This window comes from Streptomyces sp. A1136 (genome assembly GCF_004795055.1).
Lineage (GTDB): Bacteria > Actinomycetota > Actinomycetes > Streptomycetales > Streptomycetaceae > Streptomyces.
In genome coordinates this window covers 114,141-132,997 of record NZ_SSBJ01000023.1, presented here as the reverse complement: position 1 = coordinate 132,997, position 18,857 = coordinate 114,141, and the positions used below count along the sequence as shown (strand labels likewise).

18 protein-coding genes are annotated in these 18,857 nt (G+C 71.5%); 17 read left to right on the top strand and 1 reads right to left on the bottom strand.

The window, feature by feature from the left end; all coding sequences use genetic code 11:
* The 17 genes from E6R62_RS22845 to E6R62_RS22765 form a co-directional block, all read left to right on the top strand.
* On the top strand, window positions 1-537 hold a 537-nt coding region (locus E6R62_RS22845; RefSeq protein WP_136215371.1), incomplete at its 5' end, for a biotin/lipoyl-containing protein.
* A gap of 6 nt (window positions 538-543) precedes the next feature.
* Complete coding sequence (locus E6R62_RS22840; RefSeq protein ID WP_136215370.1) at window positions 544-1,521, top strand: questin oxidase family protein; 978 nt, start codon at window positions 544-546, stop codon at window positions 1,519-1,521.
* Between the two features lie 91 nt (window positions 1,522-1,612).
* The gene (locus tag E6R62_RS22835) at window positions 1,613-3,082 is read left to right on the top strand and encodes an FAD-dependent monooxygenase (RefSeq protein WP_136215369.1); all 1,470 of its coding nucleotides are present in this window, start codon (window positions 1,613-1,615) and stop codon (window positions 3,080-3,082) included.
* A gap of 90 nt (window positions 3,083-3,172) precedes the next feature.
* A complete protein-coding gene (locus E6R62_RS22830; RefSeq protein WP_136215368.1) occupies window positions 3,173-3,502 on the top strand; it encodes a TcmI family type II polyketide cyclase in 330 nt (109 codons plus the stop codon).
* On the top strand, window positions 3,499-4,770 hold the full coding sequence (locus tag E6R62_RS22825) for a beta-ketoacyl synthase (protein ID WP_136215367.1): 1,272 nt from the start codon (window positions 3,499-3,501) through the stop codon (window positions 4,768-4,770). Before E6R62_RS22830 ends, E6R62_RS22825 begins: the two co-directional genes overlap by 4 nt.
* Window positions 4,767-5,987 (top strand): ketosynthase chain-length factor, encoded by a 1,221-nt coding sequence (locus E6R62_RS22820; protein ID WP_136215366.1) that lies wholly within the window; start codon window positions 4,767-4,769, stop codon window positions 5,985-5,987. Before E6R62_RS22825 ends, E6R62_RS22820 begins: the two co-directional genes overlap by 4 nt.
* 139 nt (window positions 5,988-6,126) lie before the next feature.
* Window positions 6,127-6,399, top strand: a complete 273-nt coding sequence (locus E6R62_RS22815; RefSeq protein WP_136215365.1) for an acyl carrier protein — start codon at window positions 6,127-6,129, stop codon at window positions 6,397-6,399.
* Between the two features lie 169 nt (window positions 6,400-6,568).
* Window positions 6,569-7,354, top strand: a complete 786-nt coding sequence (fabG, locus tag E6R62_RS22810; protein ID WP_136215364.1) for a 3-oxoacyl-ACP reductase FabG — start codon at window positions 6,569-6,571, stop codon at window positions 7,352-7,354.
* A gap of 30 nt (window positions 7,355-7,384) precedes the next feature.
* Window positions 7,385-8,329 (top strand): aromatase/cyclase, encoded by a 945-nt coding sequence (locus tag E6R62_RS22805; protein ID WP_136215363.1) that lies wholly within the window; start codon window positions 7,385-7,387, stop codon window positions 8,327-8,329.
* Window positions 8,330-8,333: 4 nt separating this feature from the next.
* Window positions 8,334-10,784, top strand: coding sequence for an SDR family oxidoreductase (locus tag E6R62_RS22800; protein ID WP_276615645.1), 2,451 nt, complete (start codon window positions 8,334-8,336; stop codon window positions 10,782-10,784).
* 93 nt (window positions 10,785-10,877) lie between these two features.
* A complete protein-coding gene (locus E6R62_RS22795) occupies window positions 10,878-12,326 on the top strand; it encodes an MFS transporter (RefSeq protein WP_240801825.1) in 1,449 nt (482 codons plus the stop codon).
* A gap of 213 nt (window positions 12,327-12,539) precedes the next feature.
* Window positions 12,540-14,159, top strand: coding sequence for an acyl-CoA carboxylase subunit beta (locus tag E6R62_RS22790; protein WP_136215362.1), 1,620 nt, complete (start codon window positions 12,540-12,542; stop codon window positions 14,157-14,159).
* Complete coding sequence (locus E6R62_RS22785) at window positions 14,156-14,458, top strand: acyl-CoA carboxylase epsilon subunit (protein WP_240801824.1); 303 nt, start codon at window positions 14,156-14,158, stop codon at window positions 14,456-14,458. The genes E6R62_RS22790 and E6R62_RS22785 overlap by 4 nt, the downstream gene beginning before the upstream one ends.
* Before the next feature lie 82 nt (window positions 14,459-14,540).
* Window positions 14,541-15,101: a nuclear transport factor 2 family protein gene (locus E6R62_RS22780; protein ID WP_136215361.1), complete on the top strand. Its 561-nt coding sequence runs from the start codon at window positions 14,541-14,543 to the stop codon at window positions 15,099-15,101.
* A gap of 4 nt (window positions 15,102-15,105) precedes the next feature.
* On the top strand, window positions 15,106-15,483 hold the full coding sequence (locus E6R62_RS22775) for an acyl carrier protein (protein ID WP_136215360.1): 378 nt from the start codon (window positions 15,106-15,108) through the stop codon (window positions 15,481-15,483).
* A 223-nt stretch (window positions 15,484-15,706) separates the two neighbouring features.
* Window positions 15,707-16,453 (top strand): thioesterase II family protein, encoded by a 747-nt coding sequence (locus tag E6R62_RS22770; RefSeq protein WP_240801823.1) that lies wholly within the window; start codon window positions 15,707-15,709, stop codon window positions 16,451-16,453.
* A 121-nt stretch (window positions 16,454-16,574) separates the two neighbouring features.
* A complete protein-coding gene (locus E6R62_RS22765) occupies window positions 16,575-17,417 on the top strand; it encodes an NAD(P)H-binding protein (protein WP_136215359.1) in 843 nt (280 codons plus the stop codon).
* Window positions 17,418-17,461: 44 nt separating this feature from the next.
* Here E6R62_RS22765 and E6R62_RS22760 read toward each other — a convergent pair whose 3' ends face one another.
* On the bottom strand, window positions 17,462-18,679 hold the full coding sequence (locus E6R62_RS22760; protein ID WP_136215358.1) for a helix-turn-helix domain-containing protein: 1,218 nt from the start codon (window positions 18,677-18,679) through the stop codon (window positions 17,462-17,464).
* Between the last annotated feature and the right edge of the window lie 178 nt (window positions 18,680-18,857).

Here is an 18,857-nt window from a genome sequence, read left to right as displayed (position 1 = left end):
GGCATGGCCACCGCCATCCCGTTCCACCGCGCGGTGGTGGTGGACCCGGCGTTCGCCCCGACCGACGGCACCCCGTTCAAGGTCCACACCCGCTGGATCGAGACCGAGTTCGTCAACGACATCCCCGTCTACGCCAACACGGGCGAGGACGCCGCCGACGAGGCCGCCCGCGAGCGGGTGGTGGTCGAGGTCGGCGGGCAGCGCCTGGAGGTGACCCTCCCGGCCGCCTTCGGCGTCCCGCAGGCGACCGGCCGGCCCGTGGCGCTCGTCGGAGGGACGTCGCGCAGACGTTCGTCGGGCCGGTCCGGTCCGGCCGCCTCCGGCGACGTCCTCGCCTCCCCGATGCAGGGGACGGTGGTGAAGGTGGCCGTGGAAGAGGGCCAGTTCGTGGAAAAAGGAGACTTGGTAGTCGTCCTTGAGGCCATGAAAATGGAGCAGCCGCTCAACGCGCACCGATCCGGGACCGTCAAGGACCTGGCCGCGGTGGTGGGGGTGGCGCTTACCTCCGGAGCCACCATTTGCGAGATCAAGGACTGATGCACGTTGGCAGCACTGACGTACAGCGATGCGATGAGCGAGGCGCTCCAGCGGTTACGGGGGGTGGGGTTCGAGCACGGGACCTCCCTCGTCAACCACGCGCCGATGGCGGCCGAGGCGCTGGCGGCCATGGGGTACGCCGACGAGGTGCCGGGTTGGGTCGAGTCGAACCTGCGGGTGCGCACCTACCACGACGTGCCCGAGACCCGCTGGACGATCGATCCCACCGACCGCGACGACTGGGGGGCGGCGCTCGGTGACTTCAGCCGGGTGGCCGACTGGACCGCGATGTTCGAGCGTGAACTCGCCGACGACGCGTGGAAAGAGGTTCTGGCCCGATGGTGGCCCCGGCTGCTGCCGGGCATGTCGGGAGTCCTCACCCACGGCGTGATCCGCACCGCGCACGCGGTGCGCGCCGTGGTCGGGGCGGGGCCCGACAACCGGCTCCAGCTCGACGAACTCGCCCAGGGACTCGGCTACTGGGCCTCGCGGTTCTCGGGCCACGCGGGCAAGGCCACGGCCGGTGAGGACGCGCCCCCGATCGACCCGGACCCGACCGGGGACGAGCCGGCCCGCGCCGCGCGGGCGCTGGACGACCTGGTCGCCGAGTACTCCGGCATCTACGCGACCGTTGCCCAGCGCCACCCCATCCCCCTGATCCACGCGGTCACCGGGCCGGCCGCGGTCCGGCTCGTCATCGAGCACCTGCCCGAGTCCCAGCGCCAGCCCTCGTACCTGGTCGCACGTGACGTCAGCCGGGCCATGCTCGGCTGGTTCGGTGCTGCCCCCGTCGAGGGGACCGACGGGGCCGAATTCGTCGCGCCCCCGGTCGAGGAGGTGTTCGCCACCGCGGCCGCGATCGGTGACGAGCACGCCATCAAGCTCGCCGAAGTGGCCGTACGCCACCACACGATCGCCCCGGACCCCCGGTACGCGGCCGCCGCCCACACGGCGAACCAGGGGATCGTCCGGTTCTACCGGTGACCTTCGGTGGGGCGGCTTCACCGCCCCACCACCCTGCAAAAAGACCCGTCCTTCCCCGCCTGAAGGGCGGGTTTCGCATGCGAGGAGAGACATGGACGCACAAGTGATCGTCGTGGGCGCAGGACCGGCGGGCATGATGCTCGCCGGTGAACTGCGGCTGGCGGGGGCCGACGTCATCGTCTTGGAGAAACTGGCGGCGCGTACCGGTGAGTCACGCGGCCTCGGTTTCACCGCACGGACCATGGAGATCTTCGACCAGCGGGGCCTGCTGCCCCGGTTCGGGGACATCGAGGTCAGCAACGTGGGCCACTTCGGGGGTCTACCGGTCGACTTCGCCGTTCTCGACGGGGCCCACCAGGCCGCCAAGACGATCCCCCAGTCGGCCACCGAGACGGTGTTGGAGGAGTGGGCCACGCAGTTGGGCGCCGACATCCGGCGCAGCTGCGAGGTGCTGTCCCTGACCGAGAAGGAGGACAGCGTCGAGGTCGAGGTCCGCGGGCCGTCGGGGGTGCACACGCTGCGCGCCGACTACCTGGTGGGCTGTGACGGCGGTCGCTCCACCATCCGCAAGGCGGCCGGCTTCGACTTCCCCGGCACCGCCTCGACGCTGGAGATGTTCCTCGCGGACGTCAAGGGCATCAGCCTCCCGCCGCGGATGATCGGTGAGACGCTGCCCGGCGGCATGGTCATGGTCGGCCCGCTTCCGGGCGGCGTCACCCGACTCATCGTCTGCGAGCGCGGTACCCCGCCGCAGCGCCGCGAGACCCCGCCGACCTGGCAGGAGGTCGCCGACGCCTGGCAGCGGCTGACCGGAGACGACATCTCGCACGCCGAGCCGGTATGGGTCTCCTCCTTCGGAGACGCCACCCGTCTGGTCACCGAGTACCGGCGCGGCCGGGTCCTGCTCGCGGGCGACTCCGCCCACATCCACCTGCCGGCAGGCGGCCAGGGCATGAACACCAGCATCCAGGACGCGGTCAACCTCGGCTGGAAGCTCGGCGCGGTGGTCCGCGGTCGGGCCCCCGAGGCGCTGCTCGACACCTACCACGCCGAACGGCACCCGGTCGGCCAACGGCTGATGATGAACACGCGGGCCCAGGGCCTGCTGTTCCTGTCCGGCGCCGAGGTGCAGCCGCTGCGCGACGTGCTGAACGAGCTCATCGCCTACCCGGAGGTCAGCCGGCACTTCGCCGCCATGGTGAGCGGTCTGGAGATCCGCTACGACATCGACGGCGGCTCCCACCCGCTGCTCGGCCGGCGGTTGCCGGACGTGAGGCTGACCGGCGACAAGCTGGTGCACAGCAGCACGGACGCGCTCCAGCGCGCCCGCGGTGTCCTGCTCGACCTGAGCGACAACGCCGGGCTGCGCCGCCGCGCCACCCCCTGGCAGGACCGGGTCGACGTGATCACGGCCGCCGCGGCCGACCTGCCCGCGGGCAGCCCCCTGGAGGGCACCACGGCCGTACTCCTGCGCCCCGACGGGTACGTGGCGTGGGCGGCGCCCGGTAGCCACGCCGACCTGCCGATGGCTCTGGAGCGCTGGTTCGGCCCCGCACGCTGAAACGTTTCGCCAAAGTCTCCCGCGACATTGGCCCCCCTTGCGTCACGACTTCCCCAGGCAAGCCTGCGTACCGCTGAAGGAGACACGAACATGCACAGCTCGTTGATCGTCGCCAGAATGGCTTCGGGCAACCAAAGTGAGGTGGCCCGGCTGTTCAAGGAGTTCGACGAGACCGAGATGCCGCACCTGATGGGCACCCGGCGCCGCCAACTCTTCGCCTACCGCGGCCTCTACTTCCACCTCCAGGACTTCGACACCGACAACGGCGGTGAGCTGATCGAGGGCGCCAAGTCGGACCCGCGCTTCCAGCGGATCAGCGAGGACCTCAAGCCGTTCATCGAGGCGTACGACCCGGCGACCTGGCGCTCTCCCGCCGACGCGCTCGCCACCCGCTTCTACGACTGGGACGGCCGCGCATGAGCGCCAGGCGCGTGGTCATCACGGGCGTCGGGGTCACCGCTCCCGGCGGCGTCGGTGCCAAGAACTTCTGGAGCCTGCTCAGCGAGGGGCGCACGGCGACCCGCGGGATCACCTTCTTCGACCCGTCCTCGTTCCGCTCCCGGGTCGCGGCCGAGATCGACTTCGATCCCGAAGCGCACGGTCTGGGCCCACAGGAGATCCGCCGGATGGACCGGGCCGCCCAGTTGGCCGTCGTCACCGCCCGTGAGGCGGTCGCGGACAGCGGTCTCGACCTGAGCGGGCTCGACCCGTACCGGACGGGCGTCACGATCGGCAGCGCGGTCGGCGCGACCATGGGCCTCGACGAGGAATACCGGGTGGTCAGCGACGGCGGCCGGCTGGATCTCGTCGACCACGAGTACGCGGTCCCCCACCTCTACAACTACCTCGTGCCCAGCTCGTTCGCGGCCGAGGTCGCGTGGGCGGTGGGCGCCGAAGGTCCCTCGACGGTGGTCTCCACCGGCTGCACCTCGGGCCTGGACTCGGTCGGCCACGCGGTCGAGCTGATCCGCGAGGGCTCCGCCGACGTGATGGTCGCGGGTGCCTCGGACGCGCCGATCTCCCCGATCACGCTCGCCTGCTTCGACGCGATCAAGGCCACGACCCCGCGCAACGACGACCCCGAGCACGCCTCGCGGCCGTTCGACGGGACCCGCAACGGCTTCGTGCTGGGCGAGGGTTCCGCCGTGTTCGTGCTGGAGGAGTTGGAGAGCGCGAAGAAGCGCGGCGCGCACATCTACGCGGAGATCGCGGGCTACGCCTCGCGGTGCAACGCCTTCCACATGACGGGCCTGCGCCCGGACGGTCTGGAGATGGCCGAGGCCATCTCGGTGGCGATGGGCGAGGCCCGGCTGAACGCCGAAAGCATCGACTACATCAACGCGCACGGCTCGGGCACCAAGCAGAACGACCGGCACGAGACGGCTGCCTTCAAGAAGAGCCTGGGCGACCACGCGTACCGGACCCCGGTCTCCTCCATCAAGTCGATGGTGGGGCACTCGCTGGGCGCGATCGGCTCGATCGAGATCGCGGCGTCCGTGCTGGCCATGGAGAACAACGTCGTGCCTCCGACGGCGAATCTGCACACCCCCGACCCCGAGTGCGACCTCGACTACGTGCCCCTGACGGCGCGTGAGTGGAAGACGGACACGGTTTTGACGGTCGGCAGTGGGTTCGGTGGGTTCCAAAGCGCGATGGTGCTCGCCCGACCGGAGAGAGGATTGGCATGAGCACGACACAAAAGGTGGTCGTGACCGGACTGGGCATCGCCGCCCCGAACGGGCTCGGCACCGAGGACTACTGGGCGGCGACCCGGGTCGGCAAGAGCGGCATCGGCCGCATCACCCGCTTCGATCCCACCCGGTACCCGGCCCGGCTGGCCGGTGAGGTACCCGGCTTCAACGCCTCCGAGCATCTGCCCAGCCGGCTGCTGACCCAGACCGACCACATGACCCGCCTCGCGCTGGTGGCCACCGACTGGGCGCTGGAGGACGCCGGCATCACGCCCGCCGAGCTGCCCGAGTACGACATGGGCGTGGTTACCGCCAGTTCCTCCGGCGGCTTCGAGTTCGGCCAGGGCGAGCTGCAGAAGCTGTGGAGCCAGGGCAGCCAGTTCGTCAGCGCCTACCAGTCGTTCGCGTGGTTCTACGCCGTCAACAGCGGCCAGATCTCCATCCGCAACGGCATGAAGGGACCCAGCGGCGTCCTGGTCAGCGACCAGGCGGGCGGCCTCGACGCCCTCGCCCACGCCCGGCGCCAGATCCGCAAGGGCACCCCGCTCATCGTCTCCGGCAGCATCGACGCCTCGATCTGCACCTGGGGATGGGTCGCCCAGCTCGCCGGCGGTCGGCTCTCCACCGTCGAGGACGCGGACCGCGCCTACCTGCCCTTCGACACCCACGCGGCCGGTCACGTCCCCGGCGAGGGGGGCGCGATGCTGATCCTGGAGGACGCCGACGCGGCCCGCCGCCGAGGCGCCAAGGTGTACGGCGAGATCGCCGGCTACGGCTCCACCTTCGATCCGGCCCCCGGCAGCGAGCGCGCCCCCGGCCTGCGCAAGGCGATCGAGATCGCCCTGGCCGACGCGGACGTCGAGGCGGGCGACATCGACGTCGTCTTCGCCGACGCCGCCGCGGTGCCGGAACTCGACCGGATCGAGGCCGCGGCGCTCACCGACGTGTTCGGCCCGCACGGCGTCCCGGTCACCGCGCCCAAGACGATGACCGGCCGCCTGTACTCCGGCGCCGCGCCGCTGGACGTCGCCACCGCGCTCCTCGCCATCGGGGACGGCCTGATCCCGGCGACCACCAACGTCGCGCCGGACCCTGGCTACGACCTCGACCTGGTCACCGGCCAGGCACGGGTCGTCGACGTCCGCACCGCCCTGGTGCTCGCCCGCGGCCACGCCGGATTCAACTCCGCCGTGGTCGTCCGCGCCCACGGCTAGCCGACGACGATCCGGCACCTCAGACGGCGCCTGCCGCCCCGCACCCCGCTCTCCGGCCGGGTGCGCGGTGGCGGGCGTTTCGCCCGCGCGCACCCGCACGGGCGATCCATCACGAGACACCGAGAGAAAGGCCCGACACGTGGCTCAGCACTTCACACTTGAGGACCTCAAGCGGATCCTGCTCGAAGGCGCCGGCGCCGACGAGAACGTCGACCTGAACGGCGACATCCTCGACACCGAGTTCGAAGACCTCGGTTACGAGTCGCTGGCCCTGCTGGAGACCTGCGGCCGGATCGAGCGCGAGTACTCCATCACGCTCGACGACTCCGTGATGGGCGAGGCCAAGACGCCCCGCGCCCTGGTCGCGGCGGTCAACGAACACCTCGCGCCCGTCGCCCCGGTCGCGGCCTGATTCCCTCGAAACAGGCAGCACCGCAGCCTCGCCACATCTCTCACCACACAGGAACCCGAGCCCGCACGAACCTCCGGCCGTCGGCCGCGGAGACCTCCGCGGCCGACGGCCGGTACGCGTCGGCAGGTCCCTCCGGTCCCACGTCGCTCAGCCAAGGGGAGTAGTACACATGTCCAACAACGACCAGCGGGTCGCCCTCGTATCCGGGGCCACCAGCGGAATCGGCCTCGCGGTGGCACGACTGCTGGCCGGTCAGGGCCACCGCGTGTTCATCGGTGCCCGTGACGCCGAGAACGTCGCCGCCACCGTCAAGCAGCTGCGGGAGGAGGGCCTGGAGGTCGACGGCACCACCCTCGACGTGCGCGACCCGGAAGCGGTCGAGTCGTTCGTCCAGGCCGCCGTGGACCGGTTCGGCACAGTCGACGTCCTGGTGAACAACGCCGGCCGCAGCGGCGGCGGCGTCACCGCCGACATCGAGGACGACCTGTGGAACGACGTCATCGAGACGAACCTCAACAGCGTCTTCCGCCTCACCCGTGCCGCCCTCACCACCGGTGGGATGCGCCACAAGGACCGCGGCCGGATCATCAACATCGCCTCCACCGCCGGTAAGCAGGGTGTCGTCCTCGGCGCCCCGTACTCCGCCTCCAAGCACGGCGTCGTCGGCTTCACCAAGGCCCTGGGCAACGAGCTGGCCCCGACCGGGATCACCGTCAACGCGGTCTGCCCCGGGTACGTCGAGACGCCGATGGCCCAGCGCGTGCGGGCCGGCTACGCGGCGGCGTACGACACCTCCGAAGACGCGATCATGCAGAAGTTCACCTCCAAGATCCCGCTCGGCCGCTACTCCACCCCCGAAGAGGTCGCCGGCCTGGTCGGCTACCTCGCCTCCGACACCGCCGCCTCCATCACCGCACAGGCGCTCAACGTCTGCGGCGGCCTCGGCAACTTCTGATCACCCCTGAGACCCCAAGGAGCCCCCAGCATGTCTGAGTCCGGCCCGCGCGAGGTGGAGCACGAGATCACGGTCTCGGCCCCCGCCGCCGCCGTCTACCGACTGATCGCCGACGTGGCGAACTGGCCGCGCATCTTCCCGCCGACCATCTACGTCGACCACCTGGAGCGCACGGGCGACGAGGAACTCATCCGGATCTGGGCCACGGCCAACGGCGAGGCCAAGAACTGGACCTCCCGCCGCGTCCTGGACCCCGAGGGCCTTCGGATCACCTTCCGCCAGCAGGTGTCCACCCCGCCGGTGGCCACCATGGGCGGCACCTGGATCATCGAGCCGATCGGCGAGAACGAGTCCCGGATCCGGCTGCTGCACGACTACACGGCCGTCGACGACGACCCCGCGGGCCTGCGGTGGATCGAGGAGGCCGTCGACCGCAACTCGCGCTCCGAACTGGCCGCCCTCAAGACCAACGTCGAACTCGCCACCGCCTCCGAGGAGCTCACCTTCTCCTTCGAGGACACCGTGGAGATAGACGGGTCCGCCAAGGACGTGTACGACTTCATCAACGAGGCCGGCCTGTGGTCCGAGCGCCTGCCGCACGTCGCGGTCGTCCGCCTCACCGAGGACGTGCCCGGACTCCAGACCTTGGAGATGGACACCCGCGCCAAGGACGGCTCCGTGCACACCACGAAGTCGTACCGGGTCTGCCTGGAAGGCGAGAAGATCGCCTACAAGCAAACCACGCTGCCCGCGCTGATGAACCTGCACACCGGCTACTGGACCTTCCGCGAGACCGACACCGGTGTCGCCGCGTCCTCCCAGCACACCGTCGTACTGCGGGCCGAGAACATCGAGAAGATCCTCGGACCGGACGCAGGCGTCGCCGAGGCCCGCGAGTACGTACAGACGGCCCTGAGCACCAACAGCCGGGCGACGCTGGGTTACGCCAAGAGCTACGCCGAAGCGAGGCGCTGACCCCGTGCCCGTCGCACCCGCCGTTGACACCCATGTCATCGTGGTCGGCGCCGGACCGGTGGGGCTGATGCTCGCCGTCGAGCTGAGGCTCGGCGGCGCCGACGTCATCGTCCTGGAGCAGCGGGACGCCCCCACCACGGAGTCCCGCGCCTCCACCCTCCACGCCCGCACCATGGAACTCCTCGACCAGCGCGGGCTACTCGCGGAGCTCGGTACTCCGCCGCACGAACCCATGGGGCACTTCGGCGGCATACCCCTGGACCTGAGCCTGCCCGGTCCCTACCCGGGACAGTGGAAGGTGCCCCAGGTCCGCACCGAGGAACTGCTGGGCGCCCGGGCCCTGGCCCTGGGCGCCGAGCTGCGCCGCGGGCACGAGGTCACGGGCATCAGCCAGCACCCCTACCACGTCGAGGTCGAGGCGGTGGGCCCCGCCGGGCCGATCCGGGTCACCGCCCGCTACGCCGTCGGCTGCGACGGCGAACAGTCCGCCGTTCGGCGCCTGGGCGGATTCGACTTCCCCGGCGAGTCCGCCGAACGGGAGCTGATCCGGGCCGACATCGACGGCATCGAGATCAGGAACCGCCGCTTCGAGCGGCTCCCGGGCGGCCTGGCCATCGCCGCCCGCCGCGGCGACGGCGTCACCCGCGTGATGGTCCACCAGATCGGCCGTCCGCCGCGCGCCGGAGCCGCCGACTTCGACGACATCACCACGGCATGGCACCACGTCACCGGCGAGGACATCTCCCACGGCACCCCCCTGTGGGTCAACGCCTTCGGCGACGCCTCCCGGCAGGTCGTGCGCTACCGCGACAGGCGGGTGCTGCTCGCCGGGGACGCGGCGCACCAGCAGATGCCGATCGGCGGTCAAGCCCTGAACCTGGGTCTGCAGGACGCGGCCAACCTCGGCTGGAAACTCGCGGCCTCCGCCACCGGGCGCTCGCCCGGCGGCCTACTCGACTCCTACCACCACGAACGCCACGGCGTCGGCCGCCGGGTGCTGTCCAACATCCGGGCCCAGGCCCGGCTCCTGCTGGGCGGCCCGGAGACGGAGTCACTGCGGGCGGTCATGGGCGAGCTGATCGCCCACGAGAACGTACGCACCCACCTGGCGGGCATGATCAGCGGTCTCGACATCCGCTACGCCGCCACGGCCGCCGGGGCCGGCGCCGGCCATCCGCTCGCGGATACCGCCGCCGGTCCGGAACCCGGCCGCCACCCCCTGGCCGGTGCGCGGCTGCCGCACGCGCACCTGCTCCCAAAACGGCCCGCGCACCCCACCGCCGCCGGCGAGGGACCCCGTCCCGTCAGCACCCTCGCGCTGCTGCGCGCGGCGCGCGGGGTGCTGCTCGTGCTGACCGACGACGGCGCGCTGCGGGAGGAACTGGCCGAGGCCGCCGCCCCGTGGGAGCGCACGCTGGACACCGTCACCGCCGCGCCCCCGACGGACGGCCCGCTCTCGGGCGTCGCCGCCCTGCTGGTCCGGCCCGACGGCTACGTCGCCTGGGCCGGCGACTCGGCGCGGGGCCTGGCGGCCGAACTCGGCCGCCTCTTCGTCACCGACGCGCAGAGCGAGCGGGCCCGGCAGGACGGGGCAGGCCGGCCGGCCCGTACGGCCGGGAGCAGTACCGCGCCCGCCACCGCGCGCACCGCGCCGCACCACTCGTACGACCAACACAACGGCAGGAGAAGGAACATGGGCAACCTGACCGGCAAGACGGCGCTCGTCACGGGCGCGAGCCGGGGAATGGGGCGGGCCACCGCCGAACGGCTGGCACGCGAGGGCGCGCTCGTCGCCGTCCACTACGCGACCGGCGCGGACGCCGCGGCCGAGGTCGTCGCCGGGATCGAGCAGGAGGGCGGGCGCGCCTTCGCCGTCCAGGCCGAACTGGGCGTACCGGGCGACGTGCACGAGCTGTTCCTCGGACTGGAGCAGGGCCTCAAGGAGCGCACCGGCTCCACCGAGTTGAACATCCTCGTCAACAACGCGGGTGTGATGGGCGGGGTCAAGCCCGAGGACACCACCCCCGAGCAGTTCGACCGCCTTGTCGCGGTCAACGCCAAGGCCCCGTTCTTCATCATCCAGCGGGCGCTCACGAACATCCCCGACGGCGGCCGGATCATCAACATCTCCTCCGGGCTGACCCGCTTCGCCAACCCGGACGAGATCGCGTACGCCATGACGAAGGGCGCGGTCGAGATGCTCGCGCTGCACTACGCGAAGTACCTCGGCCCCCGCAACATCACCATCAACTCGGTGGCGCCGGGTATCACCCGCAACGGCAACCCGCTGTTCGACATCCCGGAGGCCGTCGAGGCCATGTCGGGCCTGTCGACCTTCAACCGGATCGGTGAACCGCAGGACGTCGCCGACGTCATCGCGTTCCTCGCCTCCGACGACGCGCGCTGGGTGACCGGCTCGTTCGTCGACGCGAGCGGCGGCACGCTGCTCGGCTGACTGCCGTCCGCCGGCGCGCCACCCGCCGCGGGCTCGTCCCCCGCGCGGCACGAGGCCCCGTACGACAACCCCCACGAGCTGGAGCGCAGCACCGTGAAGAGCTCATTTCGCCCGCCGCAGACCGTCACCCCGGTGCCCGTCGAGCGGTGGAGCCTCAGGCTGTGGGGGCTGCTGTTCGTCCTCGCGGGCAACATGCTCATCGACGCACTCGAAGTGTCCGTGGCGGTCGTGGCACTGCCCTCGATCGCCACGGACCTCTCACTGCGGCTGACCACCGTGCAGTGGATGATGACGGGCTTCGCCGTCGGCTTCGGTGGGCTCATGCTGTTCGGCGCCCGCATCGTCGCACTGCTGGGACGGCGCCGGGTCTATCTCGCCGCCCTCCTCGGCTTCGCCGCGGCGTCCCTGGTCGGCGCACTGGCCGAGGATCCCTGGTTGCTCGTCGCGACCCGGCTGGTGAAGGGCTTCTGCGCGGCGCTGACCGCGCCCACCGGGCTCGCCATCATCTCCACCACCTTCCCCGAAGGGCCGCCCCGCGACCGGGCGCTGTCCGTCTACACCCTCTTCGGGGCCAGCGGTTTCACCGCGGGTCTCCTGCTGTCCGGCTGGCTCACCGGATTCAGCTGGCGGCTCACCTTCGCCTTCCCGGCCCCGGTGGTGCTCGTCCTGTTCCTGCTCGGACTGCGGTTGATCCCCGGCCCGACACCGGACACGACGCCGCCGGGCGGGGCCGTCCCCCGCGGCCACGACCTGGCGGGCGCGGCCACCTTCCTGGGTGGGCTGCTCGCTCTGGTGCAGGGCATCGTCGCGGTGCCGGTGCACGGATGGGCCGATCCGCGTTCCTCGGGGATGCTGTGCGTCGCCGCGGCGTTGCTCGCGTCGTTCGTCGTGGTGGAACGCCGCACCGCGGATCCGCTGGTGCGGTTCGAGGCGTTCCGCAACGCCGCGATGGTGCGCTCGGCGCTCGGCGCAGCCGCCCTCAACGGCTCGTACCTGGGGCTGCTGTTCGTCGCCACCTACCAGCTCCAGACCCTCGCGGGCTGGTCACCGCTGCGCACGGCGCTCGCCTTCGTACCGGCCGCGGCGCCGCTCATGGTGACCGCGCTGCTGTCCGGGCGGATCGTCGCGCGCTACGGCGCGCCCCGGCTGATCGCGGCCGGCGCGCTCCTGCCCCTGGTCGGCTACGTGCTGCAACTGCGTCAGACGTGGCCGGTCGGCTACGCGGAGAGTCTGCTGCCCACCCTGCTGCTGGTGGGGGCGGGTTTCGTGCTGTCCTTCGCCGCGCTCAACATGCAGGCGACCTCGCAGCTGGCGCCCGCCGAACGGGGGGCGGCCACCGGTCTGTACCAGACCGCCGTCCAGATGGGCGCGGCCTTGGTGCTGTCGCTGGTCGCCGCCCTGCTCGCCGGCCACGAAGCGGTCCCCGGGGCCTCGGCCGCCGAGTCCTTCGCGGCGTGCCGGCCCGCGCTGGTCCTGGTGACGGCGATCGGAGCGCTCGGGCTGCTCGTCGGCGTCACCGGGGTGACGGCGCGACGCCGCTGAACCGTCCGGCCAGTACGTGCGTCAGGCCCTGGAGTTCCGGAGTCGGATGGAGGCCGCCCTCCGGGTCGACGTGAACCCCCAGCCGCTGCCGCGGGCCGACAGCGCGGCCGAGCCCGCCGGATGCCCGCCGGTGCCCCCATACCGGCGCCACCGTGCACATCGCGCCGGTGACAGAACGACCCAAGGAACTTGATTCGGGAGCGTGACCCACTTATGTCGACCGACGAGAAGACGAAGATCCAGGCCTGGTCCGACCTCTCCGAGCGTGAGCACCGGGGACACTGGACCTCGCACGAACGGCTGGAAGAACTCGGCCTGATCAAGGACGAGGCCCGCCGCGGACCCGACCCGAAGGCGACCGAGCGCCAGCACGCCAAGGGCAAGCTGACCGCGCACGAGCGCATCGCGCTGCTGCTCGACGAGGGCTCCTTCAACGAGGTCGAGCAGCTGCGCCGGCACCGGGCGAGCGGCTTCGGCCTGGAGGACAAGAGACCCTACACGGACGGCGTCATCACCGGCTGGGGCACCGTCGAGGGCCGTACGGTCTTCGTCTACGCCCACGACTTCCGGATCTTCGGCGGCGCGCTGGGCGAGGCCCACGCCACGAAGATCCACAAGATCATGGACATGGCCATCGCGGCCGGTGCCCCCCTGGTCTCCCTGAACGACGGCGCGGGCGCCCGCATCCAGGAGGGCGTCTCCGCCCTCGCCGGGTACGGCGGCATCTTCCAGCGCAACACCAAGGCATCGGGCGTCATCCCGCAGATCTCCGTCATGCTGGGCCCCTGCGCCGGCGGCGCCGCGTACTCCCCGGCCCTCACGGACTTCGTCTTCATGGTCCGCGACATCTCGCAGATGTTCATCACCGGCCCGGACGTGGTCCGCGCGGTGACCGGCGAGGAGATCACCCAGAACGGGCTCGGCGGCGCCGACGTCCACGCGGCCACCTCGGGCGTCGCGCACTTCGCGTACGACGACGTGTACAGCTGCATGGAGGACGTCCGCTTCCTGCTCTCGATGCTGCCCGCGAACAACCGCGAGCTGCCGCCGTCCGCCAAGGGCGGCGACGCGGCCGACCGGCGGACCGAGCGGCTGCTCGAACTGGTCCCGGACGACCCGAGCCGGGTCTACGACATCCGCGGCGTCATCGAGGAGATCGTCGACGACGGCGAGTTCTTCGAGATCCACCCGGCGTGGGCGACCAACATCGTCTGCGCGCTGTCCCGCCTCGACGGCGAGGTCGTCGGCATCGTCGCCAACCAGCCCGCCTCCTTCGCCGGCGTGCTCGACATCGACGCGAGCGAGAAGGCCGCCCGCTTCGTCCAGTTCTGCGACGCCTTCAACATCCCGCTGGTCACCCTGATCGACGTCCCCGGGTTCCTGCCGGGCGTCGACCAGGAGCACAACGGCATCATCCGGCGTGGCGCCAAGCTGCTCTACGCGTACTGCAACGCGACGGTGCCGCGGATCTCCCTCGTGCTCCGCAAGGCGTACGGAGGCGCGTACATCGTCATGGACTCCCGCTCCATCGGCGCGGACCTCGCGCTGGCCTGGCCGTCCAACGAGATCGCGGTGATGGGCGCCGAGGGCGCCGCGAACGTCATCTTCCGCCGCGAGATCAACGCGGCCGAGGACCCCGAGGCGGTGCGCCAGCAAAAGATCAAGGAGTACCAGGCCGAGCTGATGCACCCCTATTACGCGGCCGAGCGCGGACTCGTCGACGACGTAATCGACCCCCGCGAGTCCCGGCACGTGCTGATCCGGTCCCTGGCGATGCTGCGCAACAAGCACGCCGACATGGTGTGCCGCAAGCACGGGAACCCGCCCCAGTGAGCGGGGCCACCGTGCGTGCCGCGGACGTGCCCACGGCGTCCGCGCCGGCCGCCGACGCGTCCACCCCGACCTCCGAGGACACGGCACTGGTCATCCGTGTCGTGAAGGGGAAGGCCACCGCCCTGGACATCGCCGCCCTCACCACCGTGCTGCTCGCCCGCGCCGCGGCCCTCGCCGCGACGGGCCCCGGGCTCCAGGAAGGCAAGCCCGCGGCGGGCTGGCGCCCCCGCCCCGACCACCGGGGCACGGCCCACCGCGATCCGCGCGGCTGGCAGGTCTCCGGCGGCCGGGCCGCCTGAGCGCCCGAGCTCCCCGGTGACGCCCCGCGCCCCGATCCCGCGTCCGCTGCCGAGCCCCACCGGAACAGGAGGAAGAGAACAGATGACCGTGACCGACGAGGAGGTCGCCGAGCTGCGCGCACAGGTGCGTGTGCTGACCGACCGAGCCGAGATCGTCGCGCTCGTCGACCGCTACGTCACGCTGCTCGACACGCAGGACGACTACGGTTTCGACGACGCCTGGACCCGATCGGTCTTCACCGAGGACTGCCGGCTGGAGTTCCCCGTCGGCCGATTCGAGGGACTGGACGGACTGGCCCGCTTCCACTTCGAGAAGAAGGCCAAGTTCGACCGTACGCACCACCTGGCCGCCAACTACGGCATCGACCTCAAGGGCGACGCGGCACTCCTGCGCGTGCACCTGATCGCCTCGCACGTGCACCTCCACGACGGTCCCGACCCGGGCGGCCGGTTCGACATCGGCGGGTACTCGGAAGGCGAGGCCGTGCGCACCCCCGACGGCTGGCGGCTGCGCTCTTGGAAGTTCAACCTCAAGTGGTCGGCGGGCGACGGGCCGCGGCCGGGACCCGAACCGCGTGCGCTGCGCCGGTCCCAGCCCCGCCCCCGCCCCGAGGACCAGCCAACACACCCGATGAAGGGATGAGACCATGGCGGCGAAGTCTGCGAACGCGTTGGACCAACACCTGAAGGACCGGGCGGGGACCCTTCCCGACATGCCCCAACTGCTCTCCTCGACGGACGGGGACGGCGACGCCCGTCGCCGTGCGCTGGAGACCTACCTCTGCCAGGAGCTCCAGAGCACGCTGGACGTGCCGCCCGCCCATCGGATCAACCGGACGCGTCCCCTCTACAGCCAGGGAGTCGACTCGATCACGGCCCTTGCGCTGCAGCGCAAGCTGGAGAGCGCGTTGCGGATTCCGGTCCGCACCACCCACCTGCTGCGCGAGAACTCGGTCACCGAGATCGCCGCGCTGCTGGCGGTCCTGGTGGACGAGGCGAACACCGGCGCGCCGACCCAGGCATGACCGGTCCGATCACCGGCCGACGAACCACACGGCCACTTCCGTGCCCGTACACATCGGCCCCTCGGAGTTCCTCCGAAGGGCCTTCCGTGTGTCCGTCGAACTTGGACCTGTACGCGGCGTAGCGGCGGCGTCGCCACAACCCGCGCGGGCCACCGCCCACCACGCCGCTGTCCGAGCCCGTCCTGAGCCGACCCCCGGCAGACCCCGAGAGGGTGGCGGCGGGATGGCGGACAACAGAGAGGTGGCGCACATGAAGGTACGACTGCACTGCTTCGCACACGCCGGGGCCGGGTCGTCCGCGTTCCGGCGCTGGAACCGGTACACCGGGGGAGAGGCCGAGACGATCTCCTGGCCGCTGCCCGGGCGCGACCGACGCGCCGGGGAACCCCGGGTGACCACCCGCGAGGCACTGCTCGCCGACCTGCGGCCACTGTTCGAGCAGGTGGCGGACGCACCCGAGGTGCCGTACGTGCTGTACGGCCACAGCCTCGGCGGCGCCGTCGCCTACACCGTCGCGCACGCGCTCCAAGAGGCCGGGCTGCCACGGCCCGCACTGCTCGCCATCGGCGCATGCCCGCCACCCGACACCCCGGCCGTCCTGGCGAGCTGCGCCGAGCTGCCCGACGCGGAACTCCTGCGCGTGCTCGACGGATTCGGCGCCGCGCCGCCCGGGGCCGAACCCGGCGACCTCTGGCACCGCTGCGTGCTGCCCGTGCTCCGGGACGACCTGCGCCTCGCCCTGGCCCTGCGCGGCGCCGCCGCCGGCCGGGTCGCGGTACCGCTGCTCGCCGTCAGTGGCGCCGAGGACCGGCTCGCGAGCGCCGCCACCCTGGCCGGATGGTCACGCTGGACCAGCGACCGCACCGTCCAGCGCACCCTGCCGGGCGGCCACTTCTTCGTCCGCGACCGCGAACTGCCCCGCCTGCTCGGACGAGGGGCCCGCGTCGTGCTCCGCGCCCGTACCGGCTGATCCCACGGCATCCGGCGGACCGGCCGAATGCCCCTGTGGGGAACCAGACTTTCCGTACGAAATTACCTACACGTAAGCGTACATACCCGACGTACCCAAACCCCCGACGAATGGAGACCTCGTGACCATCCTCATCACCGGCGCCCGCGGCCAGGTCGGTCAGGCGGTCATCGCCCGCCTGCACGCCGCCGGCCTCACCGTCCGTGCCGCCAGCGCCCAGCCCGCCGAACTGACCGTCCCGGCCGGTGTCGAGACCGCCGAACTCGCCCTCGACCGGTCCGAGACTTTCGCCGCGGCGCTCAGCGGGGTGCGCCGGGTCTTCCTCTACCCCGAACCCGCCGGCATCCATGACTTCGTGAAGGCCGCCGAAGCCGCGGGCGTGGAGCACGTCGTCCTGCTCTCCTCGTCCTCGGTCCTCGGACCCGACGCCGAGAACGACCCGCTCGCGAGCCACAGCCTCAAGATCGAGCGAGCCTTGGCGGACTCCACCCTCGCCCACACGTTCCTGCGCCCCGATGCCTTCGCGAGCAACTCCTTCGGTTGGGCGCAGTCCATCGGCCGGTCGCTGCCCGTCCAGCTCGCCTATCCCGACGCGCACCTTGCGCTGATCCACCCCGAGGACATCGCCGACATCGCCGCCGAGGCCCTGACCGGTGACGGCCTCACCGGCCGCTCGCTCACCCTGACCGGTCCCGAGTCACTTTCCTTCCGTGAGCAGCTCGCCGTCCTCGCCGACGTCCTCGGCCGTGAGATTCCGGTCGAGCAGATCAGCCGCCCCGAGGCCGAGCGGCAGATGAGCGGTTACCTGCCCGCGCCGATGGCTTCCTCACTGCTCGACCTGTGGGAAGCCGCCGACCACCGTCCCGCCGCCATCGCCGACACCACGGAGACGCTCCTCGGCCGGCCCGCCCGCACCTTCCGCCAGTGGGCTCAGGAGAACGCCCGCGCGTTCACCGGGCGCTGACCGGGTCGGGGTCGGGGCCGTCGCGCCGGGACCGGGCGTCGGACTCAGATCGCGTTCTGGGCGACGGTCCGCCACACCTCGGCCGCCAGGTCCGGCATGTTGCAGGCCTGGACCTGGCCGGCGATGTCCCGCAGGTGGTCGAGGGCGTGCCGGTCCCCCGAGCGCAGTGCGACCAGGTTGCGCAGGACGTCGTAGCGGACCTGGTCGCGGTACGACAGGAGGTTCTTGTCGCCCTCGCCCGCGGCGAGCAGTTCCGCCGTGCGGTCCGGCAGGTCCTGGTGGAAGGCCAGCTTCGCCTGGAGGAAGCGCAGTTCCTGTAGGTGGCGGGGACTGCCGATGAGCTTCATCGCGGGCTCGGCCGCCGCCAGGTACTCCTCGGCATCGCTCACGCGAGGCGGATCCGACGCCAGGGACAGGGACGCGCCGGCGAGCCTGAGGCGCATCCACAGGGTGAGGTCGTCGCGGCTGTCGATGGCGACCATGGCCTGCGTCAGGTACTCCGCGGCGCGGGCGTCGTTGCCCTGTCGGGCGGCAACCGTCGCGGCGCTCCAGAACGCCTGGGCCGCCAGTGGGCCGGTCGACCCGCGCAGCGACTCGCACACCTCGTCCACCAGCCGCGCGGCCTCGGCGAGGTCGCCGAGTTCGGCCTGGCAGGAGGCCAGCAGGAGCCGGGCGCGCACCGAGTCGGAGGCGGAGACCCGCACGCGCCGCTCGTCACTGAAGCCGAGGGCCTGGGTCACCGCGTCGCGAGCGGCCTTCACGTTGCCGAGGTCGCGTTCGCAGCGGGCGAGCCGGATCCGGGCACGGCTCTGGAGGGCGGCACGGCCCAACTTCTCGCCGAGCGCGTTCAGTTCGAGCAGGGTCTCGCGCTCCTTGCGGAAATCACCCAGTACCTCGTACACCCGCGCGAGTTGGGCGAGCGCGTGCCAGCGGGTGAGGTCGTCGGCGTCGCCGGCCGCCGCGAGGCTTTCGGCGAGGAGCTTGCCCGTACCGGCGTCGAAGTCGCTTTCCGGCACGGCGGCCATCAGGGCGACCACTTCGGTGAGGCTGTCCTCGGGGCGGTCGTCCTCGAACATCTCGACGGGAATCCCGAGCTGTTCCGCCAGATAGGACACGGCCCGCGCGGTGGGGCGTCGGCCCCCGGACTCCAGCCTCGACAGGTAAGCGGCCGACATTCCCGTTCCGGCGAGTGCCACCTGGGAAATTCCGCGCTCCTGCCTCAGCTGCCGCAGCCGCTTGCCGAACCCAGGCTGCTCAAGCACGTCGCACCTCTGTCGGAAAGATCATCTCTGCCTTCCCGAGATATAGGACCCAAAACCCGAAAGGGGTGGGTCGCCAATGACCCACCCCCGTATGATTTCACATCGGGATACCTTCTGGCAAATATTGCCCAAGTCGGCAATTTCCGGCCGTCCGGCATCCTTCTCGTCCGGCCGTTAC

Excerpts from the sequence above, each read along its gene's own strand:
- E6R62_RS22805 (WP_136215363.1), top strand. The coding sequence starts at position 7,385 with ATGTCTGAGTCCGGCCCGCGCGAGGTGGAGCACGAGATCACGGTCTCG.
- E6R62_RS22820 (WP_136215366.1), top strand. The coding sequence starts at position 4,767 with ATGAGCACGACACAAAAGGTGGTCGTGACCGGACTGGGCATCGCCGCC.
- fabG (WP_136215364.1), top strand. The coding sequence starts at position 6,569 with ATGTCCAACAACGACCAGCGGGTCGCCCTCGTATCCGGGGCCACCAGC.
- E6R62_RS22825 (WP_136215367.1), top strand. The coding sequence starts at position 3,499 with ATGAGCGCCAGGCGCGTGGTCATCACGGGCGTCGGGGTCACCGCTCCC.
- E6R62_RS22780 (WP_136215361.1), top strand. The coding sequence starts at position 14,541 with ATGACCGTGACCGACGAGGAGGTCGCCGAGCTGCGCGCACAGGTGCGT.
- E6R62_RS22790 (WP_136215362.1), top strand. The coding sequence starts at position 12,540 with ATGTCGACCGACGAGAAGACGAAGATCCAGGCCTGGTCCGACCTCTCC.
- E6R62_RS22835 (WP_136215369.1), top strand. The coding sequence starts at position 1,613 with ATGGACGCACAAGTGATCGTCGTGGGCGCAGGACCGGCGGGCATGATG.
- E6R62_RS22770 (WP_240801823.1), top strand. The coding sequence starts at position 15,707 with ATGGCGGACAACAGAGAGGTGGCGCACATGAAGGTACGACTGCACTGC.
- E6R62_RS22775 (WP_136215360.1), top strand. The coding sequence starts at position 15,106 with ATGGCGGCGAAGTCTGCGAACGCGTTGGACCAACACCTGAAGGACCGG.
- E6R62_RS22830 (WP_136215368.1), top strand. The coding sequence starts at position 3,173 with ATGCACAGCTCGTTGATCGTCGCCAGAATGGCTTCGGGCAACCAAAGT.